This is a genomic window from Enterovibrio litoreus, assembly GCF_045679545.1.
Lineage (GTDB): Bacteria > Pseudomonadota > Gammaproteobacteria > Enterobacterales > Vibrionaceae > Enterovibrio.
On record NZ_CP166194.1, the window covers coordinates 514,723 to 538,309 of the forward strand.

At 46.7% G+C, this 23,587-nt stretch carries 19 protein-coding genes and 1 other annotated feature; of the genes, 13 read left to right on the forward strand and 6 right to left on the reverse strand.

Features of this window, described 5'->3' with window-relative positions; genetic code table 11:
• The first annotated feature begins 346 nt into the window (after positions 1 to 346).
• From AB8599_RS02270 to arcB, 3 genes are all read left to right on the forward strand, one after another.
• Positions 347 to 1,270, forward strand: a complete 924-nt coding sequence (locus tag AB8599_RS02270; RefSeq protein WP_407332197.1) for a TIGR01212 family radical SAM protein — start codon at positions 347 to 349, stop codon at positions 1,268 to 1,270.
• A 153-nt stretch (positions 1,271 to 1,423) separates the two neighbouring features.
• On the forward strand, positions 1,424 to 3,175 hold the full coding sequence (locus AB8599_RS02275) for a diguanylate cyclase domain-containing protein (RefSeq protein WP_407332198.1): 1,752 nt from the start codon (positions 1,424 to 1,426) through the stop codon (positions 3,173 to 3,175).
• A 120-nt stretch (positions 3,176 to 3,295) separates the two neighbouring features.
• Positions 3,296 to 5,656, forward strand: coding sequence for an aerobic respiration two-component sensor histidine kinase ArcB (gene arcB, locus AB8599_RS02280; RefSeq protein WP_407332199.1), 2,361 nt, complete (start codon positions 3,296 to 3,298; stop codon positions 5,654 to 5,656).
• 89 nt (positions 5,657 to 5,745) lie between these two features.
• Here arcB and arcA read toward each other — a convergent pair whose 3' ends face one another.
• Positions 5,746 to 6,465, reverse strand: coding sequence for a two-component system response regulator ArcA (arcA, locus tag AB8599_RS02285; protein ID WP_407332200.1), 720 nt, complete (start codon positions 6,463 to 6,465; stop codon positions 5,746 to 5,748).
• A 738-nt stretch (positions 6,466 to 7,203) separates the two neighbouring features.
• Here arcA and AB8599_RS02290 point away from each other — a divergent pair.
• Entirely contained in the window at positions 7,204 to 7,701 is a 498-nt protein-coding gene (locus AB8599_RS02290; protein WP_407332201.1) for a putative 4-hydroxy-4-methyl-2-oxoglutarate aldolase, read from the forward strand.
• A gap of 2 nt (positions 7,702 to 7,703) precedes the next feature.
• Here AB8599_RS02290 and AB8599_RS02295 read toward each other — a convergent pair whose 3' ends face one another.
• Both AB8599_RS02295 and aceK read right to left on the reverse strand, forming a co-directional pair.
• Positions 7,704 to 8,180, reverse strand: coding sequence for a hypothetical protein (locus AB8599_RS02295; RefSeq protein ID WP_407332202.1), 477 nt, complete (start codon positions 8,178 to 8,180; stop codon positions 7,704 to 7,706).
• Positions 8,181 to 8,402: 222 nt separating this feature from the next.
• Positions 8,403 to 10,118: a bifunctional isocitrate dehydrogenase kinase/phosphatase gene (gene aceK / locus AB8599_RS02300; protein WP_407332203.1), complete on the reverse strand. Its 1,716-nt coding sequence runs from the start codon at positions 10,116 to 10,118 to the stop codon at positions 8,403 to 8,405.
• Positions 10,119 to 10,360: 242 nt separating this feature from the next.
• Positions 10,361 to 10,477: a sequence feature (Thr leader region), on the forward strand.
• Positions 10,478 to 10,526: 49 nt separating this feature from the next.
• Between aceK and thrA the strand changes: the two genes are divergently transcribed.
• From thrA to thrC, 3 genes are read left to right on the forward strand one after another with little or no spacing between them, the layout of a single operon-like run.
• Positions 10,527 to 12,986 carry a bifunctional aspartate kinase/homoserine dehydrogenase I gene (gene thrA, locus AB8599_RS02305; RefSeq protein WP_407332204.1) on the forward strand — a complete coding sequence of 820 codons (2,460 nt, stop codon included), beginning with the start codon at positions 10,527 to 10,529 and terminating at the stop codon, positions 12,984 to 12,986.
• A 2-nt stretch (positions 12,987 to 12,988) separates the two neighbouring features.
• On the forward strand, positions 12,989 to 13,948 hold the full coding sequence (gene thrB / locus AB8599_RS02310) for a homoserine kinase (protein ID WP_407332205.1): 960 nt from the start codon (positions 12,989 to 12,991) through the stop codon (positions 13,946 to 13,948).
• Positions 13,945 to 15,228 carry a threonine synthase gene (gene thrC, locus AB8599_RS02315; RefSeq protein ID WP_407332206.1) on the forward strand — a complete coding sequence of 428 codons (1,284 nt, stop codon included), beginning with the start codon at positions 13,945 to 13,947 and terminating at the stop codon, positions 15,226 to 15,228. Before thrB ends, thrC begins: the two co-directional genes overlap by 4 nt.
• A 79-nt stretch (positions 15,229 to 15,307) precedes the next feature.
• Here thrC and grcA read toward each other — a convergent pair whose 3' ends face one another.
• Positions 15,308 to 15,685 carry an autonomous glycyl radical cofactor GrcA gene (gene grcA / locus AB8599_RS02320; protein ID WP_407332207.1) on the reverse strand — a complete coding sequence of 126 codons (378 nt, stop codon included), beginning with the start codon at positions 15,683 to 15,685 and terminating at the stop codon, positions 15,308 to 15,310.
• A gap of 366 nt (positions 15,686 to 16,051) precedes the next feature.
• Here grcA and nfo point away from each other — a divergent pair, with 366 nt between their 5' ends.
• The 3 genes from nfo (at position 16,052) to AB8599_RS02335 (ending at position 18,428) form a co-directional block, all read left to right on the forward strand.
• Positions 16,052 to 16,915, forward strand: coding sequence for a deoxyribonuclease IV (gene nfo, locus AB8599_RS02325; RefSeq protein WP_407332208.1), 864 nt, complete (start codon positions 16,052 to 16,054; stop codon positions 16,913 to 16,915).
• An 84-nt stretch (positions 16,916 to 16,999) separates the two neighbouring features.
• Positions 17,000 to 17,680 (forward strand): uracil-DNA glycosylase, encoded by a 681-nt coding sequence (gene ung / locus AB8599_RS02330; RefSeq protein WP_407332209.1) that lies wholly within the window; start codon positions 17,000 to 17,002, stop codon positions 17,678 to 17,680.
• Positions 17,681 to 17,900: 220 nt separating this feature from the next.
• Entirely contained in the window at positions 17,901 to 18,428 is a 528-nt protein-coding gene (locus AB8599_RS02335; protein WP_407332210.1) for a hemerythrin domain-containing protein, read from the forward strand.
• A 122-nt stretch (positions 18,429 to 18,550) separates the two neighbouring features.
• Here the strand turns inward: AB8599_RS02335 and AB8599_RS02340 are convergent, their stop codons facing one another.
• Positions 18,551 to 18,733, reverse strand: coding sequence for a DUF3545 family protein (locus AB8599_RS02340; protein WP_407332211.1), 183 nt, complete (start codon positions 18,731 to 18,733; stop codon positions 18,551 to 18,553).
• Between the two features lie 628 nt (positions 18,734 to 19,361).
• Here AB8599_RS02340 and AB8599_RS02345 point away from each other — a divergent pair.
• From AB8599_RS02345 to AB8599_RS02355, 3 genes are all read left to right on the forward strand, one after another.
• On the forward strand, positions 19,362 to 20,831 hold the full coding sequence (locus AB8599_RS02345; protein ID WP_407332212.1) for an alanine/glycine:cation symporter family protein: 1,470 nt from the start codon (positions 19,362 to 19,364) through the stop codon (positions 20,829 to 20,831).
• A 112-nt stretch (positions 20,832 to 20,943) separates the two neighbouring features.
• Entirely contained in the window at positions 20,944 to 21,717 is a 774-nt protein-coding gene (yaaA, locus tag AB8599_RS02350; RefSeq protein ID WP_407332213.1) for a peroxide stress protein YaaA, read from the forward strand.
• 448 nt (positions 21,718 to 22,165) lie between these two features.
• On the forward strand, positions 22,166 to 23,218 hold the full coding sequence (locus AB8599_RS02355; protein WP_407332214.1) for an acyltransferase family protein: 1,053 nt from the start codon (positions 22,166 to 22,168) through the stop codon (positions 23,216 to 23,218).
• 124 nt (positions 23,219 to 23,342) lie between these two features.
• Here AB8599_RS02355 and AB8599_RS02360 read toward each other — a convergent pair whose 3' ends face one another.
• Positions 23,343 to 23,483, reverse strand: a complete 141-nt coding sequence (locus AB8599_RS02360; RefSeq protein ID WP_407333246.1) for a hypothetical protein — start codon at positions 23,481 to 23,483, stop codon at positions 23,343 to 23,345.
• Between the last annotated feature and the right edge of the window lie 104 nt (positions 23,484 to 23,587).

Consider the following 23,587-nt stretch of genomic DNA (forward strand, 5'->3'; position numbering starts at 1 on the left):
AATTATATTGCTCACAATTTAGACGCAGCTGTAGCTATCCTACATATGTAGAAATTTAATTACCATAAAAAGTTGCCAATCAATTGCTCTGCAATTGCACCACTAAGACTAAAGCCTCGAAATATGTGAATAGAAAAGCGCTATTTGAGGGGTAATGTGAATATTGATATTTTTGGCAAAAAATGTCGCAATGCTAGGTGTAAATGAAATGTAATTAACTTTCACTGATGTGATAAAAGTTTGAGCTTACATTGATTTGATCGAGGTTTTGCTTGGAACAGAGGTGATAGGATCGCGCGCTTTTTTCCACTCCTCTTCATTTAACCCAATACACAGGCGGTCGACGATGGAACTTCATCATTTGGTGAATACCTTTGGTCAGGATTTACAGCGCAGGTATGGCGAGAAAGTTCACAAGCTGACGCTTCACGGCGGTTTTAGCTGTCCTAATCGTGATGGTACGATCGGTCGTGGCGGCTGCACCTTTTGTAATGTCGCTTCATTTGCCGATGAGAGCGCTCAGCAGTTGTCCGTGTCGGAGCAGCTTCTCCAGCGCGCGGCAGGCGTGGATCGTGCAAAACGCTACCTCGCCTATTTTCAGGCATATACCAGCACTTATGCTGAAGTCGAAAAGCTCAAAGTCATGTACGAAGAAGCGCTAAAGCATGCTGATATTGTGGGTCTTTGTGTGGGAACGCGACCAGATTGTGTGCCGGATGCAGTATTGGATCTTCTCGCCAGTTACAAAGATCAGGGTTATGAGATTTGGCTGGAACTGGGTTTGCAAACGGCGAATGATAAAACGCTTCAGCGCATTAATCGTGGTCATGATTTTGCTTGCTATGACAAGATCACTCGTCGTGCTAGAGCATTAGGCTTGAATGTGTGTACGCATCTGATTGTTGGCTTGCCTGGCGACGTGGTAAGCGATCACATTCACACTATTGATCGCGTTATTGAAACAGGTACTGATGGAATAAAGCTTCATCCTTTGCATATTGTTGAGGGCAGTATTATGGCTAAAGCGTGGCGTGCAGACCGTTTGCAGGCGATATCTTTGGAAGACTATGTAGAGAGTGCGTCTGAAATGATCCTGCGTACGCCCTCGAATGTGGTGTACCACCGTGTCTCCGCCAGCGCGAGAAAACCAACCTTACTCGCCCCTGTATGGTGTGAAAATCGCTGGTTGGCAATGACCGGCATCGCTCGAGCCCTGACTATTAAAGGTGCACAAGGTAGCCTGACGGGAGATGCATTCGACATCGTGTAATAAATTGTGACACGTGTTTAATTGTTCGCAAAATAGAGAAGCCCAGTTCGTGTTCTTGCGTATCCCTGTGGCAAGATGAAGCGTGATGTTAATTCAAAAAGTGATGTTGCTTCATGGATATTGCCTCAAGGATGATGGGCGAAGGACGAATAAATGAGTGAGTGGATGCCTGTAGCGTTGTTAATGCTATCGGTGATTTTTTTTATAGGCTCGTTCTGGGTTTCCCGTCGACGCGTGGTGTCGGCAAAAACGTGGCAAGCCTATTTGGCCAATCTTCACTCTCCTAAAGCGATGGTGAGCGAGAGTGACGGCAGCATTCTCTATGCAAACCGCAGTTTTGTGCGCCTGTTCAATATCTCTCAGCACAATCATTCATTCCGCATTGATGGCGATCGTGAACGAAAAACGATCGACACTCTGTTGGCCAATAGACGTTGGCCGCTTCCTTTCATCGAAGTGACACCTGACTTTCGTTCTTCTTCCGACAAGCATGTGCGAAGGAATGCTCGCTTTTCTGGGTTGCCTGTTTGGTGCAATGGCCAGCGTGCTTGGATTGTCTCGTTAGAACCTGAGTCTGATTCTGTTTACAGCGAACCGTTTGCTGATAATGACAGCCAAATATTTCGCAGCGTAATTAACTCACTGGCAGAGTTAGTGTGCTTCCAAGACCGTAAAGGTCATATTGTGGGTTCAAATGTCTCGTTTGATCGATTCTGGAAAGGCCGGGAAGAAGAAGGACTGTTCTTTAACTCCCGCGAAGAAATAGAGGGTCGTCGAACGCAACAAAGCTGGACCACAAACCCGAATGGGGACAGCTGCCTGCTTGAAACCAGTCAAACCGTACTGCGTGATGCGAACAATCGTATCTATGGTACGTTGAGCATCAGTCACGATGTTACCAACTGGCACATGATGCGGCAGGTGATGGAGCAAGAGATTGAAGCGCGTCAGGAAGTGGAGCAGCAGCTGAAAAAACACAGCAATGTGCTCACTTCTATTTTCAAAGCCAGTGTTGACCCGATTGGTATTTACAACAAAGACTATGAGTTTCTCGGTGGTAATGCGGCGTTTGCAGAAGCCATGGGTGCAATGCATGATGACCTTGAAGGTGAACGTGCTGCGGATTTGATGGATCCGGAGATCTTAGCTCAACACCAAAAAATTGATTATCCGGTGCTAGAAAATGGTGAAACCATCAAGTATGAAGACTTGGTGATGAAGCGTGATGGTTCTCAGGTCTGGTACGAGTTGACGAAAACACAGTTCCGAGATCCGACAGACGAGACGATTGGTGTATTGGTCATTGCTCGTGACGTCACCGCACGTAAAGCCACACAGCAAGAACTGGCTGACGCCATTATGGAGCTGGAAGAGCTGAGTTTTATTGATGGCTTAACCAAGGTGGCTAACCGACGCAGTTTTGATGAGCAACTCGTGAAAATGTGGCAGTCACACATTCGTGAGCAAGAACCATTGTCTCTGATCTTGTGTGATATCGACTTCTTCAAACCCTACAATGATAACTATGGCCACCAACAGGGCGATGAGGCATTAAGACGAGTAGCGGAAGTCTTCCAGTTTGTTATCCGTCGTCCTCTTGATGCAGTAGCCCGCTATGGTGGAGAAGAGTTTGCCATTTTACTTCCTAGCACGACAGAAGAAGGTGCGCGCGTCGTAGCGGAAAATATCGCAAAAGAGCTATCGCTGGCAGGCATACCCCATGCATTCTCCTTGGTGTCGGAAAACCTTACGTTGAGTCAAGGTGTGGCGACATTGCGACCTCAAGCGGGGCAAGACTATGGCGATCTGGTCTCAATGGCTGACAAAGCTTTATATCGAGCCAAAAACGCGGGGCGCGATCAGATAGCCTCTGCAACCAAGTCAGAGATAGAAACCGTTCAATAACGCATGTACAGCATGGCGCATTGCTGTGAGGCTCTGAAGAGCAGATCGACGCGCCTTTTCCTTTTTCTTCCTGACGCTCAAGGCTATCATGGCTGCAACTCACGTTGATCAGGAAGTTCAATGAAGCAAATAAAACTCTTAGCGCAATATTATGTCGACTTGTTGGTAAAACTCGGCATTGTTCGCTTCAGTATGTTGCTGGCACTCGCGCTGGTAGCACTTGCCGTTATCGTTCAAGTCGGGATCACCCTCGTTCTCCAAGGAACCGTTCACGACACCGATATCGTGCGCTCGGTTTTTTTCGGTCTGCTCATTACGCCTTGGGCGGTCTACTTCCTTTCGGTTGTTGTTGATCAGTTAGAAGAGTCGCGTCAACGCTTGACCAAGCTCGTGTCTAAACTCGAGGAAATGCGCTCTCGTGACATGGAGCTTAATCGCCAACTCACCGACAACATTACCCAGCTCAATCTTGAAATAGAAGAACGTAAACGTGCTGAAGAAGCCCGTGAAGAAGCGATGATTGATTTGGAAAATGAGGTTTACCAACGTGAGAAAGCACAGGTAGAACTTGCCGAACAGACGGCACTTCTGCGCTCCTTCATCGATGCCTCGCCAGATTTGATTTACTACCGAAACGAAAAAGGCACGTTCTCTGGCTGCAATAAGGCAATGGAAGAGCTGACTGGCAAGAGTGAGAGTGATCTGGTTGGGTTAACACCTTGGGACGTTTATAGCGAAGATGTGGCGAGCAAGGTCGTTGAAACCGATCAGCAAGTGTTCGATAACAATGTGCCACTGACTTATGAGCAGTGGTTGGAATACAAAGATGGTCGCAAAGCCTATTTCGAACTGCGTAAATTGCCTTTTTATGCCCGTGATGGTCGTCGTTTGGGGCTGGTAGGCTTTGGCCGAGAAATCACAGAGCGTAAGCGCTACCAAGATGCGCTTGAGAAAGCCAGCCAAGACAAAACCGCTTTTATTTCAACCATTAGCCATGAGCTCCGCACACCGCTAAACGGTATTGTTGGTTTAAGTCGTATGCTGCTGGACACTAAACTCTCTGAAGAGCAGTTGGGCTACTTGCGAACCATTCATGTCAGTGCGATCACGCTGGGTAACATTTTTAACGACATTATTGATTTAGATAAATCGGATCGTAGCCGCCTTTCGCTGATGCCGGAGCCGGTCGACTTGCCTGATTTTGTCTCGGAAATTGATAACATCAGTGCTTTGATGGCCGAGCAAAAAGGGCTGAGATTTAGCCTTGATAGACTCACGCCATTACCAGCTTCGGTCAAAGTAGATGCCACGCGATTACGCCAAATTCTATGGAATTTGGTGGGTAATGCGGTGAAATTCACCAAGCAAGGCGCCGTGAATGTCACTGTGAGTTGCGATGTGGAAGATGACACCGCCTATCTTCAGTTTGATATTGAAGATAGCGGGATAGGGATCCCTGAAGAGGAAGTCTCCAAGATTTTCGCCATGTACTATCAAGTGCAGCAAGGTGAAGACAACTTGCATGCTGTCGGCACAGGCATTGGGCTGGCCGTGTCACGTAAATTGGCGCGTTTGATGGGCGGAGATATCACGGTTGATAGTGAGGTTGGCGAGGGCAGCACATTTACTGTTTCCTTAGCAGTGCCTATTTGCGAATCAGCGGTGAATACGGATGTCGTGATTGCTGAGCAAACGCCACTGCAAATTTTGTTGGTTGAAGATATTGAGCTTAATATCACGGTGGCAGTGAACTTGCTGGAAAGCTTGGGCCATACGGTGACTGTCGCTAGGAGTGGTCATGAGGCGCTGTCTACCTTCCCAACGGCCGACTTTGATCTTTTGCTATTGGATATCCAACTCCCAGATATGACAGGCTTTGACATTGCCAAACAGCTTCGAGAAAGTGGTGTTGAGTTGCCACCGTTGGTCGCGCTAACAGCTAACGTGATCAAAGACAAAACAGAATACATTCGCAAAGGCATGGATGATGCGATCAGTAAGCCTATCAGTGTGGCTGCGGTCATTGGCGTGATTGAGCGTTTGGCGCTGCAGAATCACTCAGTAGAGCAAAACGTGGTTATAGAGCCACGTCAGAAAGCACGGGGCAATGACCTGTTTGAAACGTTGTTGGACATCGACATGTTGACCTCATATGTCGACATTGTGGGTGCGGACCCTGTCTATCAAAGTATCGAGATGTTCGAGCAGGTGATGCCAGATTACTTGAAGATCCTCGACAGCAACATGATGGCGAAAGATCAGGACGGTATTGCCAGTGAGGCGCACAAAATAAAAGGAGCGGCTGGCTCTATTGGGTTGAAGCATATCCAAAAAGTGGCGCAGAAAGCGCAATCACCCGAGCTGCCAGCGTGGTGGGAGAACATCGGTGATTGGGTTGATGAAATTAAAGCGGGGTATGGTCACGATCTGAAGGTGCTCAAGGAGTGGTTAGATGGATACCAAGCGAAACGTGTGAAATAGTCCAATGAATTGAAAAATAAAATAAAAAAAGAAAAGGCCTGCAATGCAGGCCTTTTTCATGTGTATCAGTAACGCTCGATGCGAGGGAGTTAGATATCTTCTAACTCGCCACAGAAGCGGTAGCCTTCGCCGTGAATCGTCGCAATGATTTCTGGCGTGTCACCAAATGATTCGAAGTGCTTGCGAATACGACGGATTGTCACGTCAACAGTACGGTCGTGTGGCTTCAGCTCACGGCCGGTCATTTTCTTCAGCAGATCTGCGCGAGTTTGAATTTTGCCCGGATTTTCGCAGAAGTGCAGCAGAGCACGGAACTCAGAGCGAGGCAGTTTAAACTGCTCGTTGTCTGGGCTGATCAATGAACGGCTGTTGATGTCCAATGTCCAACCATTAAACACGTAGCTTTCAACTGAACGCTTGTCTTCTGGCAGTGCGCCTTGGCTCATTGCACGTGTCAGAAGGTTGCGAGCACGAATAGTCAGTTCGCGTGGGTTGAATGGTTTGGTGATGTAATCATCCGCACCAATTTCCAGGCCTAGGATCTTGTCGACTTCGTTGTCACGGCCAGTTAGGAACATCAGTGCCATGTCGCCGAGTTCACGCAGTTCACGTGCCAGCAGCAAGCCGTTCTTGCCTGGAAGGTTAATATCCATGATGACCAAGTGAACCTGATTGTTCGACAGCACTTGATGCATTTCTTCGCCATCATTGGCTTCTAGAACCGTGTAACCTTCCGCTTCAAAGATACTTTTCAGCGTGTTACGAGTGACGTGTTCGTCTTCAACAATCAGAATGTGAGGGGTTTGCATTGGCGTTACCTAATTTCTTTAAGGAATCTGGTATTTACACTCACAGAGTACTCAGACTCTATGAAGAAAAGTTACAAACAGAGAAAGTATATCAAAAGTATTCTACTTGCCTATTCGGCATACTCCCCTGATACAAACGCCATCCTTAGAGAAGGTGATTACAGATGCGTTTAATCGCGCTGCATACTACTAGTCAAATCATTTTGGCTAGCAAATCCATTGGATAGGGCTGATTGTATTCATTTAACAGCGTGCTAACAATATTTAGTAATAAATCAACGCAACTTTTTTTAATTTTTATTGATATACGTCAATCTCAGCCTTTGTGGTCACAAATAATGGAATTTTGTGCCAAAAAACGTTTCAAATATTACCAACGAGTTTAATCCATTTCGTACTATTACAACAGGTGTGAAAATTGTGTAACAACTCAGGGCTATCAGAGCATTTTGTTCATAGTGGGTCAACCATTTCGCAGTGAGAGCGTTGGCAGATCTAGCGATATTTCATAAAAAACGTGTATTGCCCCGCAGAGGAATGTGAACATGAAAAATCAATGGATTGGCTTTTGATTTTGAACAAAGTTTTGCGTTAGTTGGTGATGTTAGGTCGAAAATAAGACGTTTCGACGAATAGCTAACGGGATAAGAAATATTCATTTTGAGGCGGATGACCTTACAGAGTCCCACGAGATTGCTACCTTTAGTGGAGTATGGATTGCCACGAGAGGGAAAAAGCATGGAAGATTTATTGCCAGATATTAGCGATGCGCATGGTGACGATGTTCATTGGATACCTGTGCAGTGGCGTGACTTTGGTGGGCGCTCTGCGTTCTCGGGTCGCGTGGAAACATTGCGCTGCTTTGAAGACAATTCAAAAGTGAGAGACATACTGGGCAAGCCTGGAGAGGGGCGAGTGCTGGTAATTGATGGCCATGGCAATTTGAACAAGGCACTGCTAGGCGATCTATTGGCGGAGCGAGCGGTTGAAAATGGCTGGGAAGGCATTGTGGTGTTTGGTGCAGTGCGGGATGCAAGTGCGCTGAGCAAAATGCCGTTGGGCGTTAAGGCACTCGGCGTTTGCCCAATAAAAACTGAAAAGCGTGGCGCGGGCGATGAAGACGTCCCTTTGCGTATTCACGATGTGCCAATTTCGCCCGGCGATTATCTGTTTGCAGATCTAAACGGGGTCATGGTAAGTCAACACCCCGTCGAATTCGGCGAAGAGCAGAGATAACGTTAGAAGCGGTATCCGACACCAAATTGGTAGTTAGCGGATGCCGCCGGTTGTTGGTTCACACTGTAATCAAATTTGGCTTCAAGGTTTAGCTTGTCGGTGAGTCTGTATTGACTGCTCATACCGACAGTGCCTATCGTCTCTTCGTTTACCCGCTCTGCCTGCACGCTACTGCCAAAGCTTAGTGCGTCGTTAAAATTGTACTGAAGACCGCTAAGTACACCTTTGGCGCCTGCATTGTAATCAGACTCTGTTGTCATTTCTGTTGCCAGATAGACATTGATATTTTTGAAGACGGGGTAGTGATAGCCGGAACTGATTGTCCAGCTGTCAAAACTTTGTCCGCCAGTTGATATTGAATGAGAAAACCAAGGGTCTCGGTTATCTTCCTCAATGTATTCATACAGCGGTAACGAACCCTGCGCGAATGTGAAAAAAGCCACTGATTGCAGGGTAATGGCAAGTAAGATTTTCTTCATTAACTCCCCTCCCTGATTCGTTTTTATTAGACGGCGTAATTATTCTAGTTCACTTGTCTCGCTTTTGTTGCCGGACTGTCATGAATTTTTCACCGCTGTTAACTCACTCCCGTCACGGTAATGGTTTTGCATTGCCGCCATCTCGGGGTGGTTAAAAATAAAGCAATTGTTATGCCTGTATTGATGCCAATTTTCTGTCAGTGGCGGTTTTGAATCACACTTTTACAGATTGGAAAAACGTGACTCCTCGCGGTAAGGAAACACATCGTTGAACTGACCTTGTTGAATGTTGGTCTGCAGGCCTTTCCAATATTCCGCATCAAAAAGATCAGAGTGCAGTTCATCAAACAAGGCGCGGATCTTGGGGTTGATCAACAAAAAGGTGCGAAACTCTTCGGGGAACACATCGTATTCTCCCACGCTGTACCAAGGCTCTGCAGCCATTTCATCTTCTGGAAAGCGTGGCGGTGGAATATGGCGGAAGTTCACTTCGGTCAAATAAGAGATCTCGTCATAGTCATAGAAGATAACGCGACCGTGACGTGATACCCCGAAGTTTTTAAACAACATGTCGCCGGCAAAAATGTTCGCTGCCGCCAATTGCTTAATGGCATCCCCATAGCCTTGCACTGCCTCACGAAGCTCATCATCATCCGCCTGTTCGAGATAAATATTGAGAGGGATCATTCGTCGTTCCATGTACAGGTGGCGAATGTGAACTTCTTTGCTGGTTAGCTTGATATTGGATTCTGCAACGTCGAGTAACTCTTCGATGAGCTCGTCGCTAAATCGATCTCTTGGAAAGATAAAGTTTCTATAGTCAAGGGTATCTGCCATTCGGCCTACGCGATCGTGCTCTTTAACTAACTGATACTTTTCTTTTACGATGGCATGAGTCACATCTTTTTGCGGGGCGAACTTGTCTTTAATGATCTTGAACACGAAACCGTAAGAGGGAAGGGTGAAAACGGACATCACCATCCCTTTAATGCCTGGCGCAACAACGAACTGATCATCCGAGTTTTCGATGTGTTGCAAAAACTCGCGGTAGAGTTCTGTTTTGCCGTGTTTTTGACAACCTATTGCTGTGTAAAGTTGTGCTGGCGTTTTGTGTGGCATGAGTTGGTTAAGAAAATCAACCAATGCAGCCGGAGCCGGCGCGTACACCATAAAATAAGAACGAGCGAAGCCGAATATGACACTGACATCATCAGAGTCTGTGATACAGGCGTCGACATACAGTTCACCGTGTGAGTTAACCAAAATGGGTAAAACCAGAGGACGAGTTTGATTCGCCATGTCGATGCGACCAATTAAGTACGCCGCTTTATTTCGAAAAAATGGCTCCCGAATCATGTCTATCGTGACTTCATTCGTCAGCTGTGGCCCTAGTCGATGCTGCATGGCTTCGACAATGCGATGCACATCTCTCGCTTTATTGACCCAAGGTAGAGTAAACGGCGTGTCATCCAGAATGCGCTCGACGGTTTGGATCAAGTTGTGTTGTGAGGGGTAGCGCTTTAGTAATGGCGTTGGGTACTTGGGAATTCGTCCGCCCTGAGAGCTATTTACAAATAGTTTGTCACGGCGGATGTTTCTATGGTCGAACATACGGCAGTACACAGAGTTAAAGAAACTCTCTGCGATGTCGTAGCGCGGATAGTCATCCAGCAAGTGGCTATAGGAGTTTTTGACGGCCATAAGAAAGGAGCGAGTGGCGTGTTGCTTGTCCAGCATGGTTTTTAATTGCTGGCTAACCAGTGCCACATGATGATCGTAAAAATTGATGCGGGTTTTTAATGCACTTTGTACGCTTTTCCAGTCGCGTTGCTCGAAGCGTTCTTGTGCGCCTGCCGTCACATCTAAAAATCGGCCATACATGGCGTCTGAGCCTTGTAATATGGTTTGTGCAACCAACTCTTCCATTTCAACCGCCATGGTTCCCTCCTTCGCTGTTGTTGGTTTTCTGTTCAATTCAATTCACTATGTCGCGCTCTTTTCACAATCGCAAGCGTCAAGACTTGGAATACTGCGCTCTCTCATCTTTTAATTGTGTTAATTTGATCTTGCGAATTGTGGCGTTTTTTTGATAGATAACTTAAATTTTTGTTGACCTGATACCCTGCATTGGGTAAAGGTTATAAAAACGCAGCATGGAAGGTCCAAAGCGATGCTTCATACAGTCGGTACCACAACCATTATCACCATTATTACCATCACTATGGGTGAAGGTGCGGGCTGACATGCACAGAATTTTAAAAAAAAGCCCGCACTAAAAAGATGCGGGCTTTTTTTTCGCTTATTTGTTATTGAATCTTCGGATTCGGGAAGGAGTTGGAGGTAAGGATGCGAGTTTTAAAGTTTGGTGGCACATCGCTAGCCAATGCGGAACGTTTTAGCCGCGCAGCAGAGATCATCACGAGCAACACTTGTCAGAGTGACGTGTCAGCGGTTTTGTCCGCACCGGCAAAAATCACCAATGCACTTGTTGATGTGATTGATAACACAGTTAAACATGGCGAGGCTGACAGCCAAGTTGCCCTGATAGAGACCATTTTCTCTGATCTGTTTGACGGTTTGGCCGAGATGGAAGCGGCGTTTGATAAAGCAGCGCTCTATGTTGAGCTAGAACGTTCCATTGGCCAGTTAAAGCAATATATTCATGGTATTGCGCTGTTAGGACTGTGTCCTGATAACATCTATGCGCGCATCATTAGTAAAGGTGAGCGCCTCTCCATTGCCACCATGTCTGCGTTGCTAAAGGCTCGTGGCTACAACACCTTTGTGATCGACCCTGTTCACTACCTTCATGCAAAAGGTGACTACCTTGAAGCCATGGTAGATATTGAAATCTCCTCCGAAAAATTCGTCAAAGATCCGATCCCTGCGAAACACATTGGCTTGATGCCAGGCTTTACCGCCGCCAATGAGCAAGGTGAATTGGTGACACTTGGGCGGAACGGCTCGGATTACTCAGCAGCTGTTTTGGCTGCGTGTGTGCGCGCTGAGTGCTGCGAGATTTGGACTGACGTAGACGGTGTTTACAGCTGTGACCCCCGTTTGGTACCTGACGCAAAACTGCTGAAATCACTGAGCTACCAAGAAGCCATGGAGCTGTCCTACTTCGGTGCGAAAGTCCTCCACCCGAAAACCATTCTTCCTATTGCCCGCTTCCATATCCCATGTCTGATTAAAAACACGGCAAACCCTCAGGGTGCTGGCACCTTGATTGGTTTTGACAATGGTGAAGACAATCTTGCAGTTAAAGGTATTACGACCTTGAGCGAGCTGACCATGGTTAACGTGTCTGGCCCTGGCATGAAAGGCATGGTCGGCATGGCTGCGCGTGTATTTGGCGCAATGTCAGCGGCGGGTGTTTCTGTCGTGCTAATCACTCAGTCATCGTCGGAATACAGCATCAGCTTCTGTATTGAAGCGCAAGACAAGCCACTGGCACAGCGTGCACTGCAAGAGAACTTTGAGCTTGAGCTAAAAGACGGTCTGCTTGAGCCTGTTGATTTCGTCGATAACGTCGCCATTGTGTCACTGGTCGGCGATGCAATGCGCACAGCGAAAGGCGTAGCATCTCAGTTCTTTACTTCTTTGGCAGAAGTGAACGTTAACATCGTCGCGATTGCTCAGGGCTCATCTGAGCGCTCAATTTCAGCCGTTATTCCAGACAATCGCGTATCTGAAGCGGTGAAAGCGTGTCACGAAAACCTCTTTAACAGCAACCACTACCTTGATGTGTTTATTGTCGGTGTGGGTGGCGTGGGTGGCGAATTGGTTGAACAGGTGAAACGCCAACAAGCGAAACTCGCGGGTCAAGGCATCGTTATTCGCGTTTGTGGACTGGCAAATAGCCGTGGCATGTTGCTGGACAGCAAAGGGATTGACCTAAATAGCTGGCGTGACGAACTGACCAAGGTTGATGAGCCGTTTAGCCTGCAACGCATGGTGCATTTGGTTGAGCAAAACCACGTTATTAACCCTGTGTTCATTGACTGTACTTCGGATCAGACAATTGCTGATCAGTATGCAGATTTCCTATCGGCTGGCTTCCATGTGATCACGCCGAACAAAAAGGCCAATACGGCAAGCATGGCGTATTACCAACAATTGCGTAAGTCAGCGCGCGCAACGCGTCGTAAGTTTATGTACGACACCACAGTGGGTGCGGGTCTGCCTGTTATTGAAAACCTGCAAAACCTGATTGCCGCCGGCGATGAACTTGAGAAATTCACAGGCATTCTGTCGGGTTCGCTGTCTCACATCTTCGGTAAACTCGATGAAGGTCAAAGCTTTAGTGAAGCCACCTCTGTTGCCCGAGACAACGGCTTTACTGAGCCTGATCCACGCGACGATCTTTCTGGTATGGATGTGGCACGTAAGCTCCTGATCCTTGCGCGAGAAGCGGGTATGAACCTTGAGCTTGAAGACGTTAATGTTGAGCCAGCATTACCGCCAGGCTTTGATTCTTCTGGCGATGTTGATGCCTTTATGGCGAAACTGCCTGAAGCCGACGTTTACTTTAATCAGATCGCAGCACAAGCACGTGCGGAAGGGAAAGTATTGCGCTATATCGGTTGCATTGATAAAGGCCAGTGCTCAGTAAAAATTCAAGCCGTTGATGCTGATGATCCAATGTTTAGGATCAAAGAAGGCGAAAATGCCTTGGCATTCTACAGTCGCTATTACCAGCCAATTCCATTGGTGTTGCGTGGCTATGGCGCAGGTACGCAGGTCACTGCGGCAGGTGTGTTCGCTGATTTGATGCGTACACTTGGCTGGAAGTTGGGAGTGTAATAATGAGTGTTGTTGTATATGCGCCAGCATCTATTGGCAACGTGAGTGTTGGGTTTGATGTTTTAGGGGCAGCAGTATCACCGATCGATGGCACTTTGCTGGGCGACCGTGTGATGGTTACGGATGGCGGCAATGTACCATTCACCCTACATTGCGTTGGCAGTTTCGTTGATAAATTGCCAGCGGATCAAGAAGAAAACATTGTTTACCAAAGCTACCTCGTTTTCTGTCGAGAAATGGAAAAGCTGGGTGAGCCTGTTCGCAATATCGCCATGACGCTGGAAAAGAACATGCCAATCGGCTCCGGCCTGGGGTCGAGCGCTTGTTCTATTGTTGCGGCATTGGATGCGCTGAATAAATTCCACGATGATGTGCTGGATGAAACCACGCTTCTTGCCCTGATGGGTGAGATGGAAGCGGCGATTTCAGGCAGCTTGCACTACGACAATGTTGCGCCTTGCTATTTAGGTGGCTTGCAATTGATGGTCGAGCAAATGGGGATCATCAGTCAGCAAGTGCCTTGCTTTGATGAGTGGTATTGGGTGATGGCGTATCCGGGCATTAAAGTATCAACTGCCGAAGCACGTGCCATTTTACCTGCACAATACCGCCGCCAAGATGTGATTAATCACGGCCGTCATCTGGCAGGCTTTATCCATGGCTGTTACTCTGGTCAACCGCAACTGGCGGCGAGTATGATCAAAGATGTGGTTGCTGAACCATATCGAGAGAAACTGCTGCCCGGATTTGCGGATGCAAGACGCTATGCACAAGAGGCGGGGGCGCTAGCAACTGGGATTTCTGGTTCTGGCCCGACGCTGTTCAGTGTGACTGATGACAAAGAGGTTGCTGAGCGCGTCGCCAAGTGGTTGCAAGACCACTATGTTCAAAATGAAGAAGGATTTGTCCACATCTGTCGATTAGATGTGAAGGGATCGGCAGTGACAGGAAGTGAACTATGAAGCTTTACAATATCAAGGAAAATGACGAGCAGGTCTCATTCGGACAAGCTGTAAAACAAGGGCTAGGCCGCAATCAAGGCTTGTTCTTCCCAAGTAAATTACCAAAATTCGATGACATTGATGCGTTACTAGACAAAGACTTTGTCACGCGCAGCAGTGAAATCTTGTCAGCGTTTATCGGCGATGAACTAACGCCAGACACTGTGCGCAGTATGGTTGAAAACGCGTTTCAGTTCCCAGCACCGGTTGAAAAAGTCACGGATACTGTGAGCGCCTTGGAACTGTTCCATGGCCCTACGCTAGCGTTTAAAGACTTTGGTGGCCGTTTTATGGCGCAATCACTCGCGGCTGTTTCTGATGGTGGCAAAGTGACTATCCTAACCGCCACATCTGGTGACACTGGCGCGGCAGTTGCCCATGCGTTTTTCGGCATGGAAAACATCAAAGTGGTTATCTTGTACCCGAAAGGCAAGATCAGCCCGCTGCAGGAAAAACTGTTCTGTACCCTAGGTGGTAATATCCACACAGTGGCAATTAACGGCACGTTTGATGATTGTCAGGCCATGGTAAAAGATGCGTTTGACGATGCAGAGCTTCGCGCTGCTATTGGCCTTAACTCAGCGAACTCCATCAATATCAGCCGCTTGATGGCACAGATTTGTTACTACTTCGAAGCGGCATCACAGCTGTCGAAAGCGCAGCGCGAGAACCTCGTGGTTGCCGTACCAAGTGGTAACTTCGGTAACCTCACTGCAGGTTTATTGGCGAAAGCGATTGGCTTGCCAATTAAACGCTTTATTGCCGCGACCAACGTAAATGATACCGTGCCACGTTACCTAAAAACGGGTGAATGGACGCCAACACCAACTATCGCTACCTTGTCTAACGCTATGGACGTGAGCCAGCCAAACAACTGGCCGCGTATCGAAGAGCTATGTCAGCTTCAGGGCTGGGGCTTGAATGAGTTGGGTTCAGCGGCAGTAACCGATGAAGAAACGGCAGAAACGTTAAAAGCGATGTTTGATGCAGGTTATCTATGCGAGCCACATGGCGCTATCGCATACCGTGCGTTGAACGAGCAACTCCAAGATGGTGAGCATGGCTTGTTCCTTTGTACGGCGCACCCTGCGAAGTTTAAAGAGTCAGTGGATGAGATCTTGGGTCAAGATATTCCGCTGCCAGGTCCTTTGGCGAAACATGCCGTGATGGATTTGCTATCTGTGGAGCAAGATGCAGAATTTGCACAACTTCGCGCATACCTGATGAAGGTAGCTGGCTGATAAGCCTTTGCTGAAAAATAAAAAACCGACCAATTGGCCGGTTTTTTTCATTCTAGCGGTTTGTATATAGAAGTATCTATTACAGAGAGCTAGTGAAAGTACGTGCGATAACGTCGCGTTGCTGCTCAGTGGTCAGCGAGTTAAAGCGAACAGCATAACCTGATACACGAATCGTCAACTGTGGGTACTTTTCTGGGTGCTTAGCAGCATCTTCCAGTGTTTCACGCTTCAGGACGTTAACGTTCAGGTGTTGTCCACCTTCAATTTTCGCTGGTACTTCAATCGCGATATCGCGGCTTTCGTACTCACCCAGATCGGCGGTTGGGATAACTTGGTCTGCTTCGAAGCCTGCTTTAGCAGCGATGCAGCGCGCTTCATTGGTCTCGCTGTTCAGCAGCCAGATAGAATTCAGCAGGTCGTCGTTAGCGGCTTTCGTGATTTGAATACCAGTGATCATATTCTTTCCCCTTGATAGGCTTGGTGGTTTTAATTTTCCATCATTTGATGAGCTGGGTACTTGTATACCTTACTATTCGTAAGGTTATTTTGATTTTAGTCAAAATACAATCAAAATATGCCCAATTGTCGCCTTTGATTTCTTGCGCTTAATCAATAAAAACTTAACTATCTGTATTTAAACAATTCGATAACAAGCTAAAGATTGGCCGAAAGTTACATTTGTAATTTTATTACTACATTTCAAGGGGCGGTTTGCGGTAAATATTCTGCTTTTATCTTGGATTAAGTAACTTAAACTGTTGTCAGTTACTATACCCAGCAACCTCAAGATGCTTGTTTGGCTATAAACAAAGTGAGAAACGTTATGAAATTTATTGGAGCGCATGTTTCGGCCGCTGGTGGTGTGGATAAAGCACCTGTTAATGCTGCTGAAATTGGCGCCAACGCCTTCGCAGTGTTTACCAAGAATCAACGTCAATGGCAGGCAAAACCATTGGAAGCTGCGACCGTCGCATCGTTTAAGGCGAAATGCCAAGCGCTGGGCTTTGCCCCCGAGGCAATTCTTCCCCATGATTCGTACTTGATTAACCTTGGCGCACCAGAAGAAGACAAGCTGATCAAATCTCGCGATGCCTTTATCGACGAAATGGAACGCTGCCAAACCCTAGGTTTACCTTTGCTGAACTTCCATCCGGGTAGTCATCTGAAAAAAATCAGTGAAGAAGCGTGCCTATCGTTGATTGCAGAATCCATTAACCTTGCCCATGACGCGGTGCCAAATGTGGTTGCTGTGATTGAAAACACCGCAGGGCAGGGAACCAACATGGGTTGGTCGTTTGAGCAACTCGCTTCGATCATCTCGCAGGTGAGTGACAAATCTCGCGTGGGTGTCTGCATTGATACCTGTCATGCTTTCGCCGCAGGGTATGATCTGCGAACACATAGTGCCGCCGAGGCAACGTTCGCAGAGTTCGATCGTTTAGTGGGGTTTGATTTTCTGCGTGCAATGCATTTGAACGATTCGAAAACGCCGCTTGGTGGTCGCGTGGATCGTCATCAGGCGCTGGGTGAAGGTGAAATTGGCTTACCGTGTTTCGAAGTGATCATGCAAGATCAACGCTTCAACGGGATCCCCCTTATTTTGGAAACCATAAAGCCAGAGCGCTGGGCAGATGAAATACGCTTGTTACGCCAGTTTGAGGCCGCGGAAACAGTCTCAGTTGCCTGATAGCGACGATGACGGTTCAGGTTCGATGACGGTATAGGTTCGATTACGGTATAGGTTCGTAAATTCATAGAGAGCGAGGACAGCATGACGCAGTCAGTCACTTGGGATGACGTAATTAGTCAGGAGCAAGAGCAGGATTACTTAAAGCAGACATTGGATTCGGTCGAAGAAGCCCGAGCACAAGGAAAAGTGATTTATCCCCCGCAAGAAGATGTCTTTAATGCTTTTCGTTTTACTGAACTTGCTGATGTGAAGGTGGTTATCTTAGGACAAGACCCTTATCACGGGCCTAATCAAGCGCATGGCTTGTGCTTTTCTGTCCTTCCAGGCATCAAAACACCGCCGTCTTTGGTGAATATGTACAAAGAGCTGGAACAAGACATTGATGACTTTGTGATACCTGACCACGGCTATTTAAAAAGCTGGGCCAATCAAGGAGTACTCCTCCTGAATACCGTACTCACGGTGGAGCAAGGTAATGCGAATTCGCACGCGCACTTGGGATGGGAGACCTTCACGGATCGCATCATTGATGCTGTGAATCAGTATCGAGAGGGGGTGGTCTTTTTGCTGTGGGGTGCGCATGCACGTAAAAAAGGGAGAGCGATTGATCGCAATCGTCACCATGTGCTTGAAGGGCCTCACCCGTCGCCATTATCGGCTTATCGTGGCTTTTTTGGCTGTAAGCATTTTTCTACCACCAACACCTTGCTAGAAAAGATGGGCAAACGGCCTATTGACTGGCAGCCTTCTCTTGATAGCTGATAGCTGATAGCTGATAGCTGATAGCTGATAGCTGATAGCTGATAGCTGATAGCTGATAGATCGAGCAGACACATATCGCCCGCATTCGTGAAACGGATCGCGGGTTTTTTTTGCTCCATTCATGCTACACACTAACTGAACAAAAAATGACCACGCGCAAGTTCTCATTACACGGGAGGTTTAGACTGAAATAGCCTAAGGAATGAAGAAAGGAGGCGCTATGTTAGTAGCAAGCATTCATAGAGATCACCGCAACATAAGCCGACTGCTTAAGTTACTCAACCAAAAGTTGGCCGCTATTCGTGATGAAAAGCCAGTGAACTATGGCCTGATCCGAGACACGGTGCTGTACTTGCAGGAGTATGCGGAAAAATTCCATCATCCGAAAGAAGATCTGATCTATCACTACTATATCTCCCATTATCAGGATCACGAAGGCGTCGCTAAGCTGGATGCAGAACACGAAGCGTTGTCAGCCCTCACGTCGGAATTTGCCGAATCGGTTGAAATGATATTGATGGACGCTGTTGTCCCACTCGATGTCTTCGCAGACAAACTCACAGGGTTTGTTGAGCACCAGCGCAATCACTTGGAGCTCGAAGAAAGAGCGGTGTTGCCCGCCATTGAGAAAACCCTTACTGCTGACGACTGGAACTACTTGCAATCGCAATGGGAAGAAGAGGAATTGGATCCCTTATTTGGTGAACAAGTGGCGGTACGCTTTAAAGAGTTGGCTGCTGCGCTATAAATATCTCATCAACACCGTTATTCAAACGACAATAAAAAGGCACCGAGCGGGTGCCTTTTTCACGATTCCGTCTGGCGCACAATCCTGTGCGTGGGAGGGCTATAACCTAATGGGTATTCAGCTTAGAGTTCATATTCACTGCTGCTGAAGTCGCCGAGCATATCAATATCTTGAAGCTCTCTACGCAGGCGCTGTTGGTCTTTCAGCGCTTCAATCTCTCTCCATTTCCGTTTTGCTTGTTTGGCACGCCCACCACGTTGAGGACGTTCTTGTTCGAAAATGTTGTCAAAGGCAAAGCTATCCATAAATTCACCTCGTTATACCTAGCGGTTGCTAATTAAGTATCAAACCTTTCATAAAATAAAATTGAAGTGTTTCTCATTTGTTACACCTCAGTGAAGTTTTTATGAGAGATCAATCACTATTATAAGTGAGTTGGTCAAAATGCGCGCAGTTGCAGTGCGTTAATATGCCTTGGTGCAGGTCATTGCAAACGGTTGCGAGGAATGCGCAAAAAGCCCTGTCATAGCAACAGACTTACATCACGAACAAAACAGTCACAGCGCGTGAACATAAGTGAGCAGAGACCTGATCTCCCGAATAAGATGTTTCGTCTATGTTGATGGAATGCATATTTATTGACTTCTCAACACCTTGTGATGCCATAAATAGTGCATCCATATGAATCAGTTGTCATATTGATTTTTAGATTGGCAACCTTCATCATCTCGCCTCAAATAGCGGGAACCCTCCGCAATACCAAGACAAAAACAACACATTTTGGGAGTTTTGAACCCTTTTGGGGGGCAAACGTTCCTCATCTATTTCGACCAAGGTGAACATGTTCTAGTGTTTGTTGGTTGTTTCAAGTCGCACGCTCCGAAATGGAGACTTAGTCGCTGCGAGAATGTTTATGCGTAAAGAGAGGTAGGCGTGGTAAGTCTGATTAACTTTTTGAACGATCTCATCTGGGGATCGGTGCTCATCTATCTACTTATCGGTGGCGGGATCTTTTTTACATTGCGTCTTGGTTTCATCCAGATCCGTCATTTTGGCCACATGTTTAAGGTGATGAAAAACAGCCGTAAGTCGGACAGTGAAGGTATTTCCTCTTTTCAGGCACTGTGTACCAGCCTCGCAGCCCGTGTGGGTACGGGGAACATGGCCGGTGTGGCTGTTGCACTGACACTAGGCGGCCCCGGCGCTATTTTCTGGATGTGGTTAATTGCCATATTGGGCATGGCCACGGCGTTTGCAGAGAGCACTTTGGCGCAGCTTTACAAAACCCGTGATGATGACGGGAATTTCCGGGGCGGCCCCGCTTACTACATGGAAAAAGGCCTGGGTATGCGCTGGATGGGCGTTGTGTTCTCCATCTTGCTTATCGTGGCTTTCGGGCTGGTGTTTAACTCTGTTCAAGCTAACTCAATCACGCAAGCCGCTTACGTTGCCTTTGGTTTCGACCCACTTTATGTAGGGATTGCACTGGTTCTGATGTCTGCGTTTGTCATCTTTGGGGGTATTCGCAAAATTGCCCGCACGGCAGAATTGATCGTGCCCGTGATGGCGACACTCTACTTGCTGTTGGCCTTCTACATCATGCTGACCAACCTAGAGAAAGTACCAGACGTGTTCGCACTGATTTTCCGCAGCGCATTTGGGTTGGAAGAAGCGGCATCAGGTGCATTGGGCTACACCATTGCGCAAGGCATGGTACAGGGCATTAAGCGTGGTCTGTTCTCAAACGAAGCGGGCATGGGCTCAGCGCCGAATGCTGCGGCGAGTGCCACACCGTATCCACCGCACCCTGCGTCACAGGGCTATGTTCAGATGCTGGGCGTGTTTGTCGATACCATCGTGATTTGTACCGCGACAGTCGCCATTATTCTAATGTCAGGCGAATACATGCCGGGCAGTGAGATCACGGGTATTGAATTGACTCAGCGTGCACTGTCGAGTGAAGTGGGTGCGTGGGGCGAGATTTTTGTGGCAGTCGCCATTTTCTTCTTCGCGTTTACCTCGATTATTGCCAATTATTCTTACGCAGAAACGAACCTGATTTTTCTCGAACACAATCACAAGGTGGGATTGAATATCTTCCGCATGATTGTGCTTGGCATGGTGATGTTTGGTGCGATGGCTGAATTGCCTGTGGTGTGGATCATGGCCGACACCTCTATGGGATTAATGGCGATTGTCAACATGGTGGCGATTTTGCTGCTGTCTGGCACGGTCGTGAAATTGGCTAAGGACTATAATCAGCAACTCGATAGTGGAAAGGTGCCTACCTTCAAAAGCCGTCACCACCCAGAATTGATCACTCAAATTGAGCCTGGTGTTTGGGGTAAACCTCCGCAGGTCGTATCTGATGCTTCAGTTGACGAGAAGCCGCGCGCAATGTGATCAATTTGGTTTCATCGATGACAACGATTGGAAAAAGCCATGCCGCCCAGCGTGGCTTTTTTTGTGCCTAATGGTACTCTTTCGTTAATAACAGATTGAAGGGAATAACATTATGTTGATTGTGGTCTCTCCAGCCAAAACCTTGGATTACCAATCACCGCTGGCGACAGAGCGTTTCACACAGCCGACGTTGACCGAGCATTCACAACAATTGATTGAAGTGTGCCGTAAGCTTACGCCGGCTGATATCGGCAGTTTGATGAAGGTGAGCGATAAAATTGCAGGCCTCAATGCCGCGCGTTTTTCTGAATGGTCACCCACGTTCACCCAAGACAATTCACGCCCTGCTATTCTGGCATTTAAAGGGGATGTGTATACCGGCCTTGAAGCCGAAACCCTGAGTGACGACCAGTTTACGTGGGCGCAAGATCACTTGCGTATGCTCTCTGGTTTGTATGGTTTGCTAAGACCATTGGACCTAATGCAGCCGTATCGCCTTGAAATGGGCACTAAGCTTGAAAACGATCGTGGGAGTAACCTCTATCAGTTCTGGGGTGACATCATCACAGGTGAGCTGAACGACGCGCTAGACGCGCAAGGGGACAACGTCTTAGTTAACTTGGCGTCGAACGAATACTTCAAGTCGGTAAAACCCGCCAAATTAAAAGGGCAGATCATTACGCCTGTATTCAAAGACTGCAAAAAGGGTCAATACAAGGTGATCAGCTTCTACGCTAAGAAAGCGCGCGGCATGATGGCACGCTATATCATCGATAACCGAATTGACTCTGTCGAAGGCCTGAAAGCATTTGATACAGCGGGTTACTGGTTTAGTGCAGAAGAGTCGAATGATAAGGAGTTGGTGTTTAAACGCGAAGAGCAATAAAAGCACTCGCAACGAGTGCACTTCCCGCATGGTGCACTTTCAGGTTGCTTGCGCATGATGATTGATAGTTAAAGAGAGCCAATTGCACATTTCGGTTGGCTTTTTCCACACGTAACGTAATGCCATTCACTCTAATTTTACTTTGAATTGACTCGCATTTGGTTTTTCATGATCTGTTTGATATTCAAAGAGCAAGTATCTTATCGCTAAGGTAAGCGTGTTATTAAGTTTACCCGTTTGGCGTTCCTTTAAATACCCATATTAATGGCAGTTCTCTCTGGCATTCGACACTGATATTAGATAGGAAATTTAATTTCGGTGTAATTGGCTATTTGGGGATACAAGACATAATTGCATTCTCACGAATCATTTCAGTAGATAAAAGCAGGGTTGTTATTTCCTTTCTTTCATTTGGCTATTCCCCGTGAGAAAAAGGAATAATGATAGAGTGTTTTTACAATCGATTAACAATTATCGAGCAGTTGCTATATTGATGATAGTGTCAGTACATGTGTTTCCCTATGGATTGGAAAATACCACTGGATACCTATCGGTCATAAAGAATTTACTAAGTAATTCAACAGCACTTTTTGTTTTCATTTCAGGTTTCATGTTTCACCATATATTCATGGTGAAGTATGATTATAAGAAATTTATTCAGTCAAAATTTGAACGTGTGATATCTCCTTATTTACTACTCTCTACATTAGCGATTGTATTGTTAATGATTTCAAAGGGTGGGTATTTTGATAGTGAGTTTTACACGTTGGATACTCGCTTTTTTTCTTCTGATGACTCATCACTAGTAACCGTTATAAAGTACTATCTAACAGGGCGTATGTTGACGGCATATTGGTATATTCCATTTGCGGTTATCTTGTTTATGTGTGCCCCGCTTCACCGCCAATACGCATTGATGTCAGGAAAGAAACAAATTGCACTATTTTCTTTGTTGTCTTTACTGTCTTTGTTTGTACATCGATCTCTTGATAACATTAACCCATTCCAGATGCTCATTTACTTTACCCCTTTCTACTTGTTAGGGATCATGGTTTCAAAGCACCGTGAAAGAATTACAGTAAATTGTCAGTCTCGCGGTTTAATGTTGTTTTTGGTAACGCTCCTCATATCTGCGTATCAGTACAGTCTTGGGCATCAGGGAAACTACATAAAACCCCTGTTTGAGTATGGTGGGATTGATATTATATTTATTCAAAAAGTATTCATGTCATTGTCTTTATACTACCTTCTTGAAGGGTTTAAGTTCAGGAGTAAATATATTGATCATCTTGCCAATGCCAGTTTCGCCATTTACTTTTTGCATCCTTGGGTATTGACTGTGTTGAAGAGGTTGCCAGTTGAGTTGCAGATTCCATCTGTTGATCTTTTAAGGTTTTTGGTTGTATTTATATTTGTTGTTCTAGCCAGTCATTTTATTTCTATCGCGGTTCGTATGATGGTTCAACCTGCAATGAAAACTAAATATATTATCGGATATTAGTCATTTTGTTTTTCGCTAAATATTAAAAAGGAGGCTTTCGCCTCCTTCAGAATGCCGTCTGTTCTTATATTCGCAGTGCTACGGTGCTACGGTGCTACGGTGCTTTGGGGCGACAAACGCCGATTTAACTCGGAATGCTCTCGATTTCATCGTGGATAGATTCAAAATCGATATCGATTTGACGAACGAGGTGGCTCTTGGTAACCCATTGTTCGAGTGTCACCATCTCGAGTTCATATTGCTGAGGGCCAGGGGCTTTAAGCATGCCACCCAATCCATGATTGATTTGCTTACCCCTTATTAGATCAAAGCCCCGGCCAAATGGCTAGGGCTTTGTCAGTAGTCTGAAAGGTTAGCTTTCGCTAACCT